A 17,562-nucleotide genomic window follows, 5' to 3' on the forward strand; every position below is an offset into this window, starting at 1 on the left:
GCGCTGCACCGGAGACCGATCTACTTCGTCTCGTTCTTCGTCGAGCACTGATCAGACGTCATAGTACGTGCGGTTCAAGACAGTTGGAGCAGTCCGCGCAGGAGATCCCGCGTCTGTCCGGGGTCGGGGCAGTCGGCCTGGAGCCGCTCCATCGCCCGTGCGTACTGCGCCACTTCCTCCTCCTTGTCCAGGTAGAGCGCGCTGGTGAGCTGTTCCAGATAGACGATGTCCTGGAGGTCCGACTCGGGGAAGCGCAGCAGGGTGAAGGCGCCGCTCTCGCCGGCGTGGCCGCCGAAGGAGAAGGGCATCACCTGCAGCTGCACGTTGGGCCGCTGGCTGATGTCGATCAGGTGTTCCAGCTGACCGCGCATCACGTCGCGGTCGCCGTACGGGCGGCGCAGCGCGGCCTCGTCGAGGACGGCGTGGAAGACGGGCGCGTTCTCGGAGACGAGGACCTTCTGGCGCTCCAGGCGCAGCGCGACCCGGCGGTCGATCTCCGCGGCGGAGGCGTTCGGCATGCCGCGCTTGACGACGGCCTGGGCGTAGGCCTCGGTCTGGAGGAGGCCGTGGATGAACTGGACCTCGTAGATGCGGATGAGGGAGGCCGCGCCCTCCAGCCCGATGTAGGTCTGGAACCACCCGGGGAGCACGTCGCCGTAACTGTGCCACCAGCCCGCGGCGTTGGCCTCGCGGACCAGCCCCAGCAGGGACTCCCGCTCCGCGCCGTCGGTGACCCCGTAGAGGGTCAGCAGGTCTTCGACGTCCCTGGCCTTGAAGCTCACCCTTCCCAACTCCAAGCGGCTGATCTTCGATTCGGATGCGCGGATCGAGTAGCCGGCCGCCTCACGGGTGATGCCGCGGGATTCTCGGAGTCGCCTGAGCTGTGAGCCCAGGAGGATGCGGCGCACCACAGAACCGCTGGCTTCTGCGGTCACTAGTACTGCCCTCCCCATCGCAATGGTGTGCGCGTGGTGTGCGCGTGCCTCGTCGGGGCCCCCGTATGCCCGGTGCCGCAGTCTGCCACCAAAACGCAGCGGCCCGTACTCGTTCTGTAACGGAATCCGGCGACCCGGAAAAGAAGTCCGTAAGTATGCGTAGGAAGAAATGAGCAAGAACCGTCACGGGAGTGGACAGGTCCGGCGCGTGCACGTGCATCTGCCCTTGCATCCGGCTTCGCCATTCGGAACGATGGTGCCGCGCACCTGCGTGCTCTTCGCGCCGGCGCCGGACCCACCCCGCAGTTCTCTTTGGCCGAAGCCGACCGCTTCGTCCGCGAATCCCGGGAGTGCCTCGCATGGGGACGATTGGATCGGTCATGCTCGAGCCGTTACGGCAGGGGCTGCCCCCGGTCGATCCCACGGCCGTCTCCGGGTCCGCCTCCTGCGCTCTGCCGGCCCGCTTCGAAGCGGTGCGGGGCGCCCGCTCCTTCACCAGATCGACCTTGTCCCAGTGGGACCTGGACGACCGCTTCGACGACGTCGCGCTGGTGGTCTCCGAACTCGTCACCAACGCGCTGCGGCACGCCCTGCCCGACGACGCGCGGCCCCGCGGCGGCGAACAGCCGGAGTCGGCGGCGGTGCGGCTGCACCTGATGCGGTGGAGCACCCGGCTGGTGTGCGCGGTGCGGGATCCGAGCGAGGACCGGCCGGGGGGCTCGTTCGCGCCCGAGCGCACGGACGAGAACTGCGACCTGGAGTCGGGGCGGGGACTGTTCCTGGTGGACTCCTACAGCGACAGCTGGGGCTGGCACCCGCTCGCGGGACGGCTCACCGGCAAGGTGGTCTGGGCGCTGTTCCTGCTCCGGGACTGACCGCCCCCGCCCCGCCGGGGGCCGGTACGCGCACACACGACTGGCCGGGCCCGATCCTTTCGATCGGTCCCGGCCAGTGCACGTGCATGGCCTGATCTCCCGCGCCGTACCTTCAGCCGATCAGATGATCGAACTCGCCGTCCTTGACGCCCAGCAGCAGCGCCTCTATCTCGGCCGGCGTGTAGACGAGCGCCGGACCGTCGGGGAAGCGCGAGTTGCGCATGGCGACGTCGCCGCCGGGCAGTTTGGCGAACTCCACGCAGGAACCCTGCGAGTTGCTGTGTCTGCTCTTCTGCCAGGTCAGCTCATACAGGGAAGTGAGTTCTGCAGCTGCCGTCCCGTTGTACGCGTGGTCCACAGGAAGCCCCCGATAGTGCAGATGTCAACTCCACCGGATCATAGCTGTGTTCACCATCGCATGCATGGGCAGATGCACGTGCACGCGCGGTGCCGCAGCGGTCACCGTCAGGGGCGGAGGGCCTGCACGACCTCGTCCAGCGAGTCCGGCAACCACTCCGCCGCCTGGCGTACGACGCCCGTTTCCGGCGGTCGGTTCCCCCGTTCCCCCGCGGTTTTCAGGACTTCTTCAGATTTGTGCGCACCCCTTGCGGCCCTGTTCGATGACCAAGACCATCGTTCCTGCCCCAGCCTCCCCGGCGCCCTCGACCCAAGAAGTAGGTACCCATGCTCCGCAACGGCCTGGAGCCCTGGCACCTGATCATCGTCCTGGTGGTCTGCCTGATGCTGTTCGGTTCGAAGAAGCTGCCCGACATGGCCCGCTCCCTGGGCAAGTCGGCCCGCATCCTGAAGTCGGAAGCCCGCGCGATGCGCTCGGAGAACACCACCCAGGACCCAGCCTAGCTACGGCAGCGAGGGCCGCTTGCCTCCCATGTGCGCGGCGTCGGCGGCCGCGGTCCCGTCCTCCCAGCCCGCGTGGTCGCTGGCCCCGCGCAGCCGGGTGGTGGTGGTCCGCGGGAACATCTCGTCGGCCCGCGAGGTGACCGCCACGTCCCTGGCCAGCAGGGCGGGGAGGTAGTCGGGCGCCTCCCCGGCCGTGTGCTCGGCGGTCTCGGCGAGGCGCCGGCCGAGCCGGCTGGCGTACGCGAGCAGGAACGACTGCCGGAAGGTCTTGGTCCGCTTGCGCCCGCCGGCCCGCTGGGCGGCCTCGGCCCGCGTCATGGCGGCCGTGCCCTGCACGAGCAGCGAGGTGTACAGCAGCTCGACGGCCTCCAGGTCGCTCTCGAACCCGACGACGGTCGAGAACCCGAAGGCGCTGTTCCACACCGCCCGGCAGCGGTTGGCGGTGGCCACCGCGTCCAGCAGGACCGCCTTCGCCTCCTCGTACGGGGGCTCCACCCCGATCCGGCAGGCCCCGGGCACCTGCACCGGCCCGCCGCCGCGCACCGCGAGCAGTGCCTCGTCCACGGTGTGCCGCGCCATCAGCTCCTGGGCCTTGGCGCTGAGGGCCTCGGCCTCCTCCGGATAGGTGGTCGCCTCGGCCTTGGCGAGCAGCGCCCGGATCCGCCCGAGCATCCGCGGCTCGATGTGCGCGTGCTCCGCGAGGTCCCCCGCCGGATCCCCCGGGACGGGCCCCACCGGCTCGACGGACGGCAGCCGGACCAGCAGCCGGTACAGCTCCAGGACGGCGGTGGCCAGGGTGAACCGGTCGGCCCGCTCACGCCGCGCGAGCCCGTCGGCGTACGCCTCGTCCCCGGACCACCACACCTCCCCGGCGCCCCACCCGTCGGGCAGCCGCCCGTACCGCCGCGCCTCGGCGGCGACCAGGTCCCCGAGGACCCGCTGGTGCACCTCCCCGAGGTCCCGCCGCACGAGCCGCTCCACGTCCGCGGGCCGCCACCCCCGCTCCCAGGCCCGCCGCAGAAACCCTTCCCCCCGCCGGACCAGCTCCCGCCCGACGTCCCCCCACACCCCGGCGGCCAGCACGGAGGCCCCGCTGTCGAGCCCGGCATCGTCCTGGGCGTACAAGGCGGCGGCGAATGCCCGGTCAACCAGGCCGACGATCTCACTCACCCCTTCAGGGTGCCACGCCCCCTGAACGGCCCCGCCGGCGATCGAGGCGCCGGGTCAGGGGCGGAGCCCCTGGAAACGGAGAAAGGGCGGGGCGGGGAGCCGGCCCCGCGCAGCGGCCCCCTGTCAGCCCCCGGTGGGACACTCGCACTCGTGAGCGACCACCCCACCCCCTGGGCCCTGACCGAAGCCCCCGACGGCCGATGGCACGCCACCCCGGTCCCCCCGCCCCCCACGGGCCCCCTCACCTTCGCCACCCCCGCGGAAGCGATCCGCACCGCACCCCCCGCCACCCGTTGGATCTGGCGCTCCACCCCCGCCGTCTACCCCCGCCTCCTCGCCGCCGGCCTCCGCGTGGACCGCTGCTACGACATCGAGGACGCCGAGCACCTCCTCCTCGGCCACGAGGGCCGCTCCGGCGAACCCCGCTCGGCCGCCGCCGCCTGGGCCCGCCTCACCGGCGCCCCCGTCCCCCGGACCCCCCGCAGCGCGCCGCCGCCACCGCCCGCACGCAGGACTCCCTCTTCGACGCCGCCGGCCTCGCCGACCCGCACCACCACGGCGCCGGCGCCCTCCCCCTCGACGCCCTCCTCGCCGTCCACGCCGACCAGGCCCGCCGGCACGCCGCCACCGCCCACCCCGACCGGCTCCGCCTCCTCACCGCCGCCGAGTCGGCGGCCTTCCTCATCGCCGCCGAGATGCACCACACCGGCCTGCCCTGGCGGGCCGACGTCCACCGCGCCCTGCTCACCGAGCTGCTCGGCGAGCGCTACGCCGGCGGCGGCGAACCCCGCCGCCTGGCCCAGCTGGCCGACGAGGTCTCCGCCGCGTTCGGCCGGCGGGTCCGCCCCGACCTGCCCGCCGACGTGGTCAAGGCGTTCGCCGAGGCCGGGATCAAACTCCGCTCGACCCGCCGCTGGGAGCTCCAGGAGGTCGACCACCCGGCGGTCGCGCCGCTCCTCCTCTACAAGAAGCTGTACCGGATCTACACCGCCCACGGCTGGTCCTGGCTCACCGACTGGGTCCACGACGGCCGCTTCCGCCCCGAGTTCGTCCCCGCCGGCACCCTCACCGGCCGCTGGGTCACCCACGGCGGCGGGGCCCTGCAGATCCCCAAGGTGATCCGCCGGGCCGTCGTCGCCGATCCGGGCTGGCGGCTCGTCGTCGCCGACGCCGACCAGATGGAGCCGCGCGTCCTCGCCGCGATCTCCCGCGACCCCGCCTTCATGGAGGTGGCCGGCCGCCCGGAGGACCTCTACACGGCCGTCTCCCGCCAGACCTTCTCCGGCGACCGGGAGAAGGCCAAGATCGCCGTGCTGGGCGCGGTCTACGGCCAGACCTCCGGCGACGGCCTCAAGAACCTCGCCGCCCTCCGCCGCCGCTTCCCCCGCGCGGTGGCCTACGTGGACGACGCGGCCCGCGCCGGCGAGGAGGGCCGCCTGGTACGCACCTGGCTGGGCCGCACCTGCCCGCCCCCGGCCGACGCCGACGGGGACGGCGAGGCCGGCATCCCCCAGGACCGCGACGACGAGGCCGCCACCGCCTGGACCCCGTCCTACGCCTCGACCGACACCCGCGCCCGGGGCCGCTTCACCCGCAACTTCGTCGTCCAGGGCAGCGCCGCCGACTGGGCCCTGCTGATGCTCGCGGCACTGCGCCAGGCCACCGCCGGCATGCGTGCGGAGCTGGTGTTCTTCCAGCACGACGAGGTGATCGTGCACTGCCCGGCCGAGGAGGCCGAGGCCGTCGCCGAGGCGATCCGCGCGGCGGGCGACCGCGCGGGCCGCATCGCCTTCGGCGACACCCCCGTCCGCTTCCCGTTCACGACGGCGATCGTGGAGTGCTACGCGGACGCGAAATAGAAAAGATCAACCGAGCTCACGGAAGTAGATGTAGTACCCCTCCCGGACGAACCCCTCCGACTCGTACAGCCCCTGCGCGACCTCGTTGGCGAACCCGGTCTCCAGCTGCACGCCCGCCACCCCGGCCTCCCGCGCCCGCTCCAGCACCTCGCGCAGCAGCGTCCGGCCGGCGCCGCCACGACGCCCCGCCGGCGCCACGTACAGATCGCCCAGCACCCAGATCGGCCGCATCGCCAGCGACGAGAACGTCCGGTAGACCTGCGCGAACCCGACCGTCCCCGCCCCCTCCACCTCGGCGAGCAGCACCAGCGACTCGTCCTTGGCGATCCGCTCGGCGAGGAACTCCCGGGGCCGGCCCGGCTCCTCGACCGCCACCTCGTAGAAGTCCAGGTACCCCCGGAACAGCTCGGCGGCCGCATCGAGATCCGCCTCCCCGGCGACCCGAACGACAACCCCGCCCTGCTCAGCCATCCGACACTCCTCGCTCACTCGTTCCTGACCGCCCATGGTGACCCGGGCCCCTCACCTCGTCCCGTCCTCTCCCGGCTCGGGCAGGGGCTCGGCCCTGCCGTCGGGGTGGATGAGCAGGCGCACCGCACCGCCGTAGCGGTCGTCGGTGACGACCGCCGGGGTCGGCGCGCCGAGCTGCTGGGCGCGCTGCTGGAGGATGCCTATGACGACGTCCTGGATGTTCCCGAACGGCGGGGCCGTCACGGGAACCCCGTCGATCAGGCCGGCGTGGTGGGAGAAGACGCGGACTTCCGCGGCCGGAGGGGTGGGCTGCACGGCGTTCGCCTTTCAGGAGTTCGGGGCGGCGTCGCCGCCGGGCTGCGGAGCGGTGGTGTAGGTGCCGCGCGAGACCCGCAGCAGCCGGCCCGACTTGACCATGGCGGACAGGGCGTTGCTGACCGTCTTGCCCGCGTCCGGGTACGCCCCCGGGGGCAGGACCGCCACCACGTCGCGTCCGGTGAAGTGCCCGGGGAAGGAGGCCACCGCCGCCTCCACGGCCCGGCGCAGGCTGGGGGCGCCGGCGGTGGCCGCGAAGGACCTGGGGTGGGCCTCGCGCACGGCCTCGTGGCCGCCGTGCTCCTGGCTGCGGGGGACGAGCGGCTCGTACCGCTCCAGCTGGGCCGCGAGCTCGCGCCCGGCCTCCCGTACGGCCGCCAGCTCCCGGGCGTGCGGGACGGCGGCGTCGGCGGCGGGGACGAGCAGCCCGGTGATGGCCTCGACCCGGTGCAGGGAGTCGGCGAGGCGGCGCAGCAGGGGTTCGAAGATGTCCTGGCGCAGGGCCGCGACGGGGTCGCAGGTGGCGAGCTCGACGCTCACGGACGCGGTCAGCCCGTCGCCGTCCCCGACCTCGTACGGGCCCTCGTCGTCGGCGGCCGCGCGCCAGGCCTCCAGGCTCAGGCGGGTCCGGCTGACGGCGGCGAGGAGCTCGGGCGCGGGGGCGGCGGACGGGGTGAGCGCGAGCATGCCGGCAAGCTGCTCGGCGACCTTGAGTATGCGGAGCGTGGCGCGCGCCAGCGGACCGAGCACGGTCTTCTGTATGGCCAGTGCGGGATCACCGAGCGAGAAGGTGATCCGTTCTCCCGACAGGGCCGGAGCGCCCATCTTCGTTACCTCGTCCGTGTCGGCGCGCTGTCGGCGGTTTTCGGGGAAGAGCGGCGCCGGATCCTGCCGGGGGGCGGGCACCGGCTCCCGTCCGGAACCGAACGACCGGCGCGTGCGGTGCTCCTGGAGGGCGCTGAACGCGTCGAGCACGGCGGCGGCCTCGACCGCCTCCTCGCGCCCGCCTCCGGCGGAAGCGGAGGCGGTCAGCCGCCCCCGCGCGTCGCCGATGTGCAGGAACCTGCGGATCCAGCGCCGGTCCTGCTCGGTGGTGGCGGCGGCGTAACCGCCCGGGTCGGAGCGCACGACGGAGTCCTGGAGGCATTCCGCCCACAGGGGGCAGGAGAAACAGAGCTGCCGGGCGGCATGGGTGAGGGCCTGGCTCCTGCGCGTCCGGAAGGGCAGTTCGGGCGCACCCGCGGGCGGGTGTTCCAGCAGCGGCTCCGCGAAGATGTCGGGCCGGCGCTGGCACGGCAGGAGCGTCGTCGTGGCCGGCACCGTCGATGCCGGCCGGGTTCTCAGTGCTGTCTTCGCCATGGAAGAAGTCCCCCGATGTTTTCTGTAACCAACCGGGACTCTAGAACAGGCGAATTGGCAGCGGCAAAGCCGTCCCATCTGCTGTGTACGGCTTATTACACAACGGAACTGACGCGGCACCATTTCACCGCGCATCCGTGTCAGCGACTGCCATAACCCGGCGCAGGTTCCGCCGCTTGGTGCCGCGTTCGCTCCCGCTCACACCTCCGGCGCGCCGGCTGCGCAACGCCAAGGTCCCGACGGTGCAAAGGAATCCAAGGGGAACTCCGAAGAGCGGGGCGAACATTCCGACCCCGGCGGCAGCGATCAGCAGCCCGTCGGCCAGCACCACGGTGACACCGCGTCGGCCGCGCGGCCGCTTGAGCATCCAGGCGCCCAGCAGGGCCATCCCGGAGAGCGCCCAGTAGCCGAAGACCGCCTGCCCGCTGAGCAGCCCGCCGGCCGAGCCGCGCGCGATGTCGCCCGCGGCCGCCAGATAGCCGGTCATGGCGGCGGTGACGGCCGTCGAGCCGAGCGCGAGCAGCAGCTGGCCGCGCCGGCGCAGCAGCCAGAGGATGCCCGCGAGGACGATCAGCGCGCACACCGCGATGAACGACGCCATGCCGGTGGAGGCCAGCACGAACAGCGTGTAGGCGGCCGCCAGCCCGAGGACGAGCCGGGGCAGCATCCGCACGGCCCATGCGTCGTCCCGCTCCTGGCGGAGCAGCCGGCGGACGGAGTCGAGGGAGGGGCGAGGGGTCATGGGCCGTCCATACCTGTTGCGGGCGTTCGGGGAGTGAGGGGCGCCCCCCTGCGGGGCCGGCGCCGGGGGCGGCGAGCTCCTGCGGCGGGGCCGGCGATGGCGCTCGCCATCGCTCAGGCCCCCCTAGCCACCGGACACCCGCCCGCTGTCGCCGTCCCGCGGCGCGGGCGGCGGCGGGGTCCGCGGGTCGGGCGCGGGCGTCGGCGACTGCTGCCGCACCGGCCCGGGGTCGGGCGCCGGCACACGCGGCTGCTGGCGCACGGGGCCGTTGTCCGGCATGTTGACCCGGACCCGGGAGGTCTGGGGGTCCTGCTGCGCGGGAACGGCGGGCGCGGAGGCCGGTGCCGGAAGGGGCGGTGCGGGCCGCGGCCGATGCACGTAGGCCGACGGCGTACCACCGCCAACGAGACGGCCGCTGCTCTGGGCCTGCTCGGCTTCTGCGGCTTGCCGTTCCTGCTTGGCCTCAACTGCCGCGTACTGCTCGGCGAGCTGGTCCTTCTGGACGGCTGCGGTCTGGTACTCGGCCTTGCGCTGTTCACGCTTGGAGGGTTGGGAGGTGGAAAGCTTGCCTTCCTTCTGCCACCGGCCGTCGTTCTTCCTGTTGTCGTAGGTCCGCAGAGCGGCCAGCGTGCCCTTCTTGCCCACCTTCGCCGTGCCGCCGACGACACGGCCCGTCGTCTTCGCGGCGCCGGCCGCGGCACCAGGGGCGTACTGGGCCAGCTTGCCGCCCACGGTGTTCGCCATGTCCCCGACGCCCAGCGCGTCCTGCGCGCCGGCGATCTGCGGGCTGTAGGCACCCGACAGCAGCTTCTTCAGCATCATCACGACGGCGACGGTGACCAGGAGCAGCATCAGCAGCTGCATGCCGATGGAGATCTTGGCGGGCAGGATCATCTGGTAGAGCGCGAGCAGCACGGTCAGGATGACGCCGAAGCCCGCGCGGAGCACGAAGCTGTGGATGAACGTCTGCAGCCAGCCCTTGAGCAGCTTCTGCTGGGACGGGTGGATGCCCAGCGTGGCGATCAGCGGCAGCATGATGATCATGATCAGCGTCACGGCGTGCCACAGCAGGGTGAGCGCACTCAGCACGATCACCATGATGCCGACGATCAGCGCCGCGAACACCGAGTAGACGGCCAGACCCACCCGGGCCCCGGAATTCTTCCCGGCCCATTCGTCGAAGGACACCGGGTAGATCCTCTGGTCCTTGAAGTCGTCGGGGTAACCCTTGCCCGGACCGCCCGCCATGTCCTGACGGATGGGCATCCACTCCTTCACTTCCTTGTCCTTGCTGCTGACCTTCTTCTCCTCACCCTCCCCCCCGGGGAAGGCGTCCTTGTTGGTCACCGACTGCGACACCGCCTGCTTGACCCGGACGTCCTCGCAGCGTGCGCCCTTGCCGAAGTTGCACGTGGTACCGGCGCTCGCGGGTATGCACGCGCCGCCCTCGATCCGGCCGCCGCCGCTCTTCTTGAAGATGCAGTTCGTACCGTGCTCACCGAACTGGCCCAGGGCCCAGGGGCGGAACACGAGGGTGTCGTACATCGAGCAGCTGGATATGCGCAGTCCCCGGTTGTCGGTCCCCTCCAAGTCGCAGGGAGACTGCGACTTGCCCGCGGCGCCAGAGAGCACCGCCTCGGAGAACAGCGAGTTCGCCTGGGCGATACCCGCGTCCGCCTGGTTGATGACGTTGACGTAGTTCCCGCCGGTCAGGAGCGCCACGACGGCGATCGTCGTCAGCGATGCCCAGCCCACGCCCGACCAGGCCTCGCGCATCTCGCCCTTGCGCCATTTGGCGAACACCCAGAAGCCCGTCAGCGTGATCATGACGGGGACGGCAGGGATGAAGACGTGGTTCTTGATGGTGTCCACGGCGTTGTCGCGACCCGTGTAGAGACCGCTGAGCGGACTCGGGTTGGACGCCAGCTCCTTGATGGAGATCGCCGAACGGGCCAGGTACTTGGTCCCCATGAAAACCATGTTGGCCACACCGTTGTTGATCATGTCCATGATCGAGCAGTGGTCTGCGCCGCTGCCCCTGGTGCCATTGGCGTCAGAGGCGTTGCCCGAACCCCTGAAGGTCATGGACCAGTTCATGCCGCGCATGCCGTTGAGTTCGTAGAAGGTGTACCTCTCGGGCGCTTCCGGCATCCTGACCGCGCCGGTGACCATACCCGTCGTGTCGTTGAGGTTCTTGGCGCGCTTCGACGCGCTCTCCCACTGGTTGACGGCGGGTATGAGGAACTCGCCACTGGCCCCCGGGTTGTCCCGGCTGTAGCTGTCGTCACCGGTGAAACTGCAGGCGAAGTCCTCGGCACGCGCCGTACTGGGGACCGCGAGAGACAGGGCGATCAACGCGAGGACGAGGAAGACACCGGCGCGCATGGCACGGCCGACACCCCCCGCCCGGTCGCGGAGCGACAGCGTACCGGCGGCGGTTCCGCGTGGTTTGGCGCTACGGCGCACGAACATCGGCTTCCTTCGGGATTTCCGCGGCAGGGGGACGTGGGAAGTCGGCGGCTACGAGCGGACGTAATCCGTCAGGACACAGCCCTCGGCGAGCCCGGCGTGCTTCTTGTAGCCACCCGGGATCTCGTACTTGCCCCCGCAGGTCAGGAGGAGCAGCTTGGCGTCCATCAGCTTCTTGACGGTTTCGTCGCCAGCGGGCACGACCGCGAAGTCCTTGCCGACCAGCGCTTCGTAGTTCTTGCCGGACTGCGCTGCCTTGAGGTTCGCCGCCTGGAACTTCGCCATGTCGGAGATCGACAGCAGTGTGATGACCTGGTGCGCACCGTCGTCACAGACGGCCCGCTCCTTGATCGACCACTCGGGCTCCTTGGCCTCGTCCGTGAGGATGCCCTCGGTGCCTTCGGCGCTGGTCTTCCGCAGGTTGGTGCACTGGCCGTGCTGGTTGACGAACTTCTCGACGGCGGCGATGTCACCGGCGGAGGGGAGGCCGAGGCCGTCGTCCTTCGCATCGCTGCCGCATCCGGTCAGTGCCACCAGTGCCACGGCGGCGGTCACGGCGGTACGGGTCTTGGTCAGTCGCACGGCATTCTCCTGGAGTACGGGTGTGAGGGACTGGCTGAGCGCGAGGGCGTCGCTACCGCGATGCAGCCGGCTCGGCCTCGGCCGGCCGGTCCTCGCGGGCGGCCTCCTGCATGAAGGTCCAGTCCCACACGCTGAGCGGCGGGTCGGTGGCCTGGCGGCCCGGGCGGGTGGTGCCGTTGGTGTCCGTGGCGGCGAGGATCTCCTGGAAGACCAGGTCCACCGCGACCGTGCCGACCCGCTTGTCCACGTCCCGCTGGAGGCAGACACCCGTCCGCAGCTCCTGGAGGGCGTTGGACACCTTGGTGTCGCTCTCGGGGCGGCCGAGCAGCGGGGCCACCAGCGAGGCCTCCTGGGCGGACTTCTGCTTGAAGGCGAAGACCGTGTGGATCTGGTTGGCGCCACCGCTGCGGGCCTCGGAGTCCTCGATCTGCACGAGGTCGATGGCCTGCTGGGTGATCAGCACGATCACCGCCAGGTACGAGCGGCCCTGCTTGAGCGCGCGCCGCATCAGGTCGCGGCCGCTCTCGGTCGCGGTGACCACGTACGCCTCGTCGACGAACAGCGCCTTGGGCCGCAGCCCGACCTCGCCCGTCACCGGGTTCTTCTCGTAGCCGACGTCGAGCATCTGGCTGCCCAGCTCCACGACCGCCATCAGCGCGGTGGCCGCCAGCCGCTCGGCCGGGTTCCAGCTGCGCGGGTCGGAGGAGGCCGGGGTCTGGAAGCCGCGCAGGGTGATGACCGTACGGCGCTTGCGCATCGCGGACAGGGTCTGCGGGTTCTCCGCGAAGGCCAGGCGCGCGTACGGCAGGGTGCGCAGCTCGGTCAGGAGCATCTGGGCGAGCTTGAGGTCCTTGACGGCCTCGCGGTCACCGCCCGCCACCGCGTCGTCGTAGGCCCGGACGACCTCGTCGACCACCTGCCACAGGGTCGGCCTGGGGACCTGGCGCTCGGCGTCGCGCGCGCTCAGCCCCTGCTCGGTGGCCTGGCGGATCGCGGAGTTGTACCAGCCGACCACCGTGGCCATGGCCTCGATGACGGGCAGGCGCACCCGCTGGTAGTCCTCGTCGCCGAGGAAGCCGCGCAGCATCGTTTCGGCGAGCAGCCGGCCGGAGGGGACGTCACGCGCGACCACCCAGGGGTCGAGGACGCCGGCCTGGCCCTTGAGGAGGTCGACGACCTCGGTCTCGGCCCAGAACTCCGGGTTGACCGGCTGGAAGCGGCTCTGCGGGGTCCCGAGGAGGCCCGCCTCGGCGTCGAGGGGGAACTCGGGGTCGTTCACCTGGGACCCGAAGGCCAGGTAGTAGCAGAGCTGGGCGAAGTCGGTCTTGGGGTCGATGACCAGGCAGCGCACGCCCGACTCCGACTCCTCGTAGAACTTCTGCAGGGCCAGGGAGGACTTGCCACCGCCGGACGCGCCGACGATGGCCACGCCACCGCCGTCGTTGCGGGCGGGGCCGACGTGCAGGGAGTAGTGGACCGGGGTCTTGCCGGCCCAGCCGACGAGGTTGCCGACCCAGCCGAGCTGCTTGCCGGACCGGCGCTCGGGGTTGTCGCCGAGCTCGGTGCCGGCGGTGGGCAGCCCGGCGCCGAGCTGCTCGACCTCCTGGAGGCGCAGGTACGGCGCGATGGGCAGCTTGGGCGCGTCGCCCGGCAGCTGCGACTGCAGCAGGCGCCACTGCTGGCGGCTCGGCCGCAGCAGGGTGACCTTGAGGTCCTGCTTGAACTGCATCTCCAGGACGCGGCGGCGGCGCTCCAGTTCGGCGAGGTCGGGGGCCGAGATGGTGAAGCGGATCTGAGCCTCCATGCCCGGCATCTTGTGCTCCTCCACGTCGTCGAGGAGGTTCTGGGCACGGGTGACCTGGGCGGCGAGCTGGGTACCGGGGGCACGGCCGGAGTTGGCCATGTCGTTCATCTCGTCGACGAGGTTGCCGCTGATCTTCTTCGCCCGGTCCTGGAACTTCAGGTACGGGATGAGGGTGAACCGCATGTCGATCTCCACGGGGAAGTCGACGTGCTGCGCCGCGTAGCGGGCCCAGGCGGTGGACTGCCGGAAGCGGGTCTCGGTGGGCCAGCTCGCCGCGACGAGGGTCGTCGTGTAGCTGGTGTGCCGCTCGCCGGTCATCTCGTCGTACTGGTGCAGGACGATGTGCGTCTTGCGGTTCTCGCCGGAGAAGTCGACGACCAGGTCGAACTGGTCGGGACCCCAGGCACGGCTGCCGAGCACCGGCTCGGCGGGGATCGGCAGGTCGCCGTGGAGCGGCTTGCGGATCAGCCAGACCAGTTCCTCGCGGCTCAGCGGGGTGCCGCCGAGGCCCTCAAGGCTCTCGTGGACCTCACGGGCGACCTGGGTCCACTGGGCCAGCAGCTCCGGCGACAGGTACTCGTCGTGCACGCCCGTGGCGCCGGCCGCCGCCGCGTCGGCGGCGTTGCGCACCGAACGCGTGACGCCCACCTCCTCGACCGGGTCGTCACCGCCGGGGAGGACTCCGCTGTCGCCGCCGGACTTCCGCTTCATCGAGCCCAGCTTGACCAGCAGGACGTTGCGCTCGCGCTGCGCGCCGATGCGCTCCTGGTACTCGGCCTTGCGGAAGTTGTACGCCTTGTAGTTCTCCGTCGGGTCCCAGGCCACGGCGTTGAGCTGCTCGGCCCAGTCCTGGGCGGTGATCGGCCGGTACACCTTGCGGTAGTGGCACTCGACGTTGCGGTCACCGCGGGCGAGGTTGAGCAGCGCGCGGGCCGGGGCCTCGGCCATGGCCTGGAGCTCGACCGCGTTGAGGTACTCGTCGATGGCCGTGGGCAGGGCGATGCCCGTCCAGACGGAGTCGCCGTGGACGAAGATCATGTCGTCGGCGTACCGGTAGGGCAGCCGCATCTCCTCGCGCCGCTTGGCCTGCGTGGCCTGGCCGCGGGAGGAGGAGCCGCCCGACTTGGCCGGGCTGCCCGACCCGCCCTTCTTCGCCCCGGCGTTCTTCTTGGACGAAGTGGACGCGAGGATCATGGCGATCAGGAAGAAGGCGACCGCCCCGCCAAAGAAAATCAGCACGAACATGGAGGATTCACCCTGCGGTCTCGGAGTCTGCGGCCTCGGCGAATGCGCTCGGCGAGGACACGCTCGGGTACGGAGCGGAGGCGGCGTACGAAGAGCTGTGCAGGGCCGCCGTCGCGAGCGCCGCGTCGTACTCCTTGTGCCAGCGGGCCGCCTGCGGCTGCCAGAGGATGACCTGCCAGTGCAGCTCTTCCGGTTCGCGGTCCGCGGCCAGTCCCTGGAGGCGCTTGGGCTGGACCCAGTAGTCGGCCCACACCACGACCTGCTGGCTGAGGGTGAGCGCCGAGGGCAGCGGCCGGCCCCAGACGAAATACACGCCGACCGGCGGCCCCAGGTAGACGACCGAGGTGATGAGCGACAGGCCCAGGAAGGGCAGGAAGGCCGACAGCGTCAGCAGCAGCACGAGCCACAGCACGCCGAAGCCGAAAGCCGCGCCCAGGGCGGGCAGGAGCAGACCGGGAAGCGGGATGTTGCCCCAGTTCCAGATCCGCTTGGGCCGGTTCAGCAGGTCCGTGTGGTCATAGGCGACCATGGGCGCCGGTGCATCCGGCGTCTCCTGCGTCATCGGTCGGTCCCCCTCTCTGGCGTGGTTGCGTGTCGCGCTTCGCGGTCGCGGACGGCACGTCTACGGTCGCGGGCCGCGTTCCGTTCGTCGCGGCCCGTTCCCCTGGATCAGCCCGTGCCGCCGATCTGCTTGCCGAGGCTGATGAGCATTCCGGCGAGGCCGGCCGCGCCACCGATGATGAAGGCGGCCAGCGCGATCATTCCGAAGCCCTGGAAGGCCTCGCGCATGCCGTCACCGCGCTTCATCGACAGCAGCATCCGGATGCCGAGGATGAGGAGGGCGCAGGCCGCGACCGTGCCGCCCAGGCCGGTCAGGATGCCCTGGATCGACTTGAACATGCCGTCGAGGGTGGTTGCTGCCAGGATCATGATGTGTCCTTCGTTGTGAGGGGCGTACGGATGGGTGACGCGTCGCGCGGGGCGGCCGGGACGCCGCCCCGCGGGATGCCGCGTCAGTGGGACTTGGAAGCTGCCGGCTTGGGCGAGGGGGACTGGCCGGACGGGGCCGGGTCGGAGGGAGAGGGCGAACCGGACGGTGCGGGAGAGGCGTTCGCCCCGGAGGACGGAGCGGGGCTCGGCGAGGCCGTGCCCGGCGTGTCCGCCCGCCCACCCGTCGGATCCATGACACCGCCGCGGATGTCCTTGATGAACCAGCCCTGCGCCGTGTTCACCACGGTCACGCGGTACGAGCGCTTCAGGGCCGTTTCCCCCTTCGCGTCGTCGGCCCCGCCGCCGCCCCAGACGACGGTCACCCGTGCCGGGACCGACTGCCCCTGCGCATAGCTGATCTTGTCGCCGGACTTGGCGCCCTCCGGCGCCAGCGCCTGGACCTCCTGGACCACCGGTGCGGTCAGCGCGCCGGCCAGCCCCGATATCGCCGCCGGGGTGGCGTCGGGTGTGGTGAAGCGGGCCAGGGCGGTGGTGTCGGACGCCGCCCACGCCTTGAAATACCCCGTCAGGACCTGGTCCCGGAGCTGGTTGGACAGCTCCTGGTCGACGACCTCTTCCTCCTTCTCCAGCGCGGGCGCGGTGTCGCGGATCGGCAGCGGCATCTCGCCGACGTTGCCGACGACCCGCAGCCCCGAGGCCCCGGCGAGGTCCTTGACGTACACCGGTACGGAGAGGGTGGTGGTGCGGCCGCCCGTGTAGGTGACCTGGATGTTGAGGTACCGGCCGTTCTTCCCGTACTCGGGGAGCTCTTCGACGGTCCCGTCCCAGTTCGCCTGCTTGACCTGCTGCTTGCCCTTCCCGTTCCAGCCGCAGTCCCGGTCGACGCCGGACGAGGTGTAGTGGGAGAGGGATTCGCGGCGCTTGTCGGCGGTCTCCGGCGAGTACGTCATGCAGAGGGAGGCGTACTCCTCCGCGAAGACGGCCGCGGCCTGGACCGGGAAGTCGGTGAGCCGGTAGCGGGTCAGGTCCTGGCTGTTCAGGGCGGCGGGCTTCACGGTGACCGACGACCTGCCGATGACCAGGCCCGTGACCCCGCAGGACCCCAGTGCGAAGGCGCATGCGGTGATCAGGAGCGTGGCGCGCAGGGCGACGTGCGTGCTCTTGCCGTTGGAAGGCAGCCGGCCGCCGGGGCGCGGCACGTCGAACCGGGCGTCCGGCCCCTTGGCAGCGCTCTGCGCGGAGGCGGGCGCGCTCTGGGCGGTCGACGAGCCGTCCTCACCGACGGGTGAGGCGGGCGCGACGGTGGCGGCGGGTGCGGGTGCGGGTGCGGGTGCGGCGGGGGCGGGGGACTTCCCGCCACCCTTGCGGCTCTCCCGCGCGGCCTTCTTGCTCTCGTACTCCGCCTTGCGCGCGGCCCTCTTGCGTTCGGACTCGGCCTTCCGATCGGCCTTCGCCTGCTCCCGCTTGTCCTTCTTCGACTCCGCCGCGGCGGCCTCCGCGCGCGGCGGCAGGCTCGGTACGGCGGCCTGCCCGGGCGGAACGTTGGACTGCGGGGCCACACGCACCCACGCGGCGGCCACCTGGCTGCGGGCCGCCTCCGGGGAGAGCTGCGGCGCGGCCGGGGCCTCGTACGGACCCGGCGCCTGCTGCGCGGGGTTCCCGGCAGGCCGGCCCTCGCCGACCCCGTCCGCAGAACTGCTGTGGTCCGTCATCGAGTCGGCTCTCTCCCCGCGTGTGATCCCCGTCCGCCGGTCGGGCGTGCGGCGGGCCCTGGTGAGACCAGGTGCGGACGGCAGTGTGGCAAATCGAGCTGACATTCCCCTCCCGCATTTCCTCGCGAGGAGGGGTGAGGAAAAAGTAAGGAATCCCTGTGAGGAAAACCGGGGGGCGGATGACGCGGTGACCTGGCCGCGGCTCCGTCACA

General features: G+C 71.5%; 15 protein-coding genes and 1 pseudogene. 3 read left to right on the forward strand and 13 right to left on the reverse strand.

Going from position 1 to position 17,562, the window contains the following annotated elements; all coding sequences use genetic code 11:
- Positions 1 to 74 precede the first annotated feature (74 nt).
- On the reverse strand, positions 75 to 953 hold the full coding sequence (locus B4U46_RS16075) for a helix-turn-helix domain-containing protein (RefSeq protein WP_079428102.1): 879 nt from the start codon (positions 951 to 953) through the stop codon (positions 75 to 77).
- A 362-nt stretch (positions 954 to 1,315) separates the two neighbouring features.
- On the opposite strand from B4U46_RS16075, the gene B4U46_RS16080 reads away from it, so the two are divergent.
- The gene (locus B4U46_RS16080; protein ID WP_079428104.1) at positions 1,316 to 1,810 is read left to right on the forward strand and encodes an ATP-binding protein; all 495 of its coding nucleotides are present in this window, start codon (positions 1,316 to 1,318) and stop codon (positions 1,808 to 1,810) included.
- A 112-nt stretch (positions 1,811 to 1,922) separates the two neighbouring features.
- Here B4U46_RS16080 and B4U46_RS16085 read toward each other — a convergent pair whose 3' ends face one another.
- Positions 1,923 to 2,168, reverse strand: a complete 246-nt coding sequence (locus tag B4U46_RS16085) for a DUF397 domain-containing protein (RefSeq protein ID WP_045946130.1) — start codon at positions 2,166 to 2,168, stop codon at positions 1,923 to 1,925.
- Between the two features lie 326 nt (positions 2,169 to 2,494).
- Here B4U46_RS16085 and tatA point away from each other — a divergent pair, with 326 nt between their 5' ends.
- The gene (gene tatA / locus B4U46_RS16090; protein WP_079428106.1) at positions 2,495 to 2,671 is read left to right on the forward strand and encodes a Sec-independent protein translocase subunit TatA; all 177 of its coding nucleotides are present in this window, start codon (positions 2,495 to 2,497) and stop codon (positions 2,669 to 2,671) included.
- On the opposite strand, the gene B4U46_RS16095 is transcribed toward tatA, so the two are convergent.
- The gene (locus B4U46_RS16095) at positions 2,672 to 3,832 is read right to left on the reverse strand and encodes a DUF2786 domain-containing protein (protein WP_107438434.1); all 1,161 of its coding nucleotides are present in this window, start codon (positions 3,830 to 3,832) and stop codon (positions 2,672 to 2,674) included.
- A gap of 159 nt (positions 3,833 to 3,991) precedes the next feature.
- On the opposite strand from B4U46_RS16095, the pseudogene B4U46_RS16100 reads away from it, so the two are divergent.
- Positions 3,992 to 5,700: pseudogene (locus B4U46_RS16100) on the forward strand (bifunctional 3'-5' exonuclease/DNA polymerase).
- A 6-nt stretch (positions 5,701 to 5,706) separates the two neighbouring features.
- On the opposite strand, the gene B4U46_RS16105 reads toward B4U46_RS16100, so the two are convergent.
- From B4U46_RS16105 to B4U46_RS16150, 10 genes are all read right to left on the reverse strand, one after another.
- On the reverse strand, positions 5,707 to 6,171 hold the full coding sequence (locus tag B4U46_RS16105; RefSeq protein ID WP_079428110.1) for a GNAT family N-acetyltransferase: 465 nt from the start codon (positions 6,169 to 6,171) through the stop codon (positions 5,707 to 5,709).
- Positions 6,172 to 6,222: 51 nt separating this feature from the next.
- Positions 6,223 to 6,486: a hypothetical protein gene (locus tag B4U46_RS16110; protein ID WP_079428113.1), complete on the reverse strand. Its 264-nt coding sequence runs from the start codon at positions 6,484 to 6,486 to the stop codon at positions 6,223 to 6,225.
- Between the two features lie 12 nt (positions 6,487 to 6,498).
- Positions 6,499 to 7,845: a WhiB family transcriptional regulator gene (locus B4U46_RS16115; protein WP_159402096.1), complete on the reverse strand. Its 1,347-nt coding sequence runs from the start codon at positions 7,843 to 7,845 to the stop codon at positions 6,499 to 6,501.
- Between the two features lie 124 nt (positions 7,846 to 7,969).
- A complete protein-coding gene (locus B4U46_RS16120; protein ID WP_079428117.1) occupies positions 7,970 to 8,587 on the reverse strand; it encodes a hypothetical protein in 618 nt (205 codons plus the stop codon).
- Positions 8,588 to 8,710: 123 nt separating this feature from the next.
- Entirely contained in the window at positions 8,711 to 11,053 is a 2,343-nt protein-coding gene (locus B4U46_RS16125; protein ID WP_237292901.1) for a hypothetical protein, read from the reverse strand.
- A 54-nt stretch (positions 11,054 to 11,107) separates the two neighbouring features.
- Positions 11,108 to 11,638, reverse strand: coding sequence for a hypothetical protein (locus B4U46_RS16130; protein WP_079428121.1), 531 nt, complete (start codon positions 11,636 to 11,638; stop codon positions 11,108 to 11,110).
- A 52-nt stretch (positions 11,639 to 11,690) separates the two neighbouring features.
- Positions 11,691 to 14,687 carry an ATP-binding protein gene (locus B4U46_RS16135; RefSeq protein WP_079428122.1) on the reverse strand — a complete coding sequence of 999 codons (2,997 nt, stop codon included), beginning with the start codon at positions 14,685 to 14,687 and terminating at the stop codon, positions 11,691 to 11,693.
- A gap of 7 nt (positions 14,688 to 14,694) precedes the next feature.
- Complete coding sequence (locus B4U46_RS16140) at positions 14,695 to 15,249, reverse strand: hypothetical protein (protein WP_237292903.1); 555 nt, start codon at positions 15,247 to 15,249, stop codon at positions 14,695 to 14,697.
- Positions 15,250 to 15,356: 107 nt separating this feature from the next.
- Complete coding sequence (locus B4U46_RS16145; RefSeq protein WP_079428124.1) at positions 15,357 to 15,617, reverse strand: TrbC/VirB2 family protein; 261 nt, start codon at positions 15,615 to 15,617, stop codon at positions 15,357 to 15,359.
- Between the two features lie 83 nt (positions 15,618 to 15,700).
- Positions 15,701 to 17,350: a conjugal transfer protein gene (locus B4U46_RS16150; RefSeq protein ID WP_237292905.1), complete on the reverse strand. Its 1,650-nt coding sequence runs from the start codon at positions 17,348 to 17,350 to the stop codon at positions 15,701 to 15,703.
- Between the last annotated feature and the right edge of the window lie 212 nt (positions 17,351 to 17,562).

This window comes from Streptomyces katrae, from assembly GCF_002028425.1.
In the GTDB taxonomy this organism is placed as follows: Bacteria; Actinomycetota; Actinomycetes; order Streptomycetales; family Streptomycetaceae; genus Streptomyces; species Streptomyces katrae_A.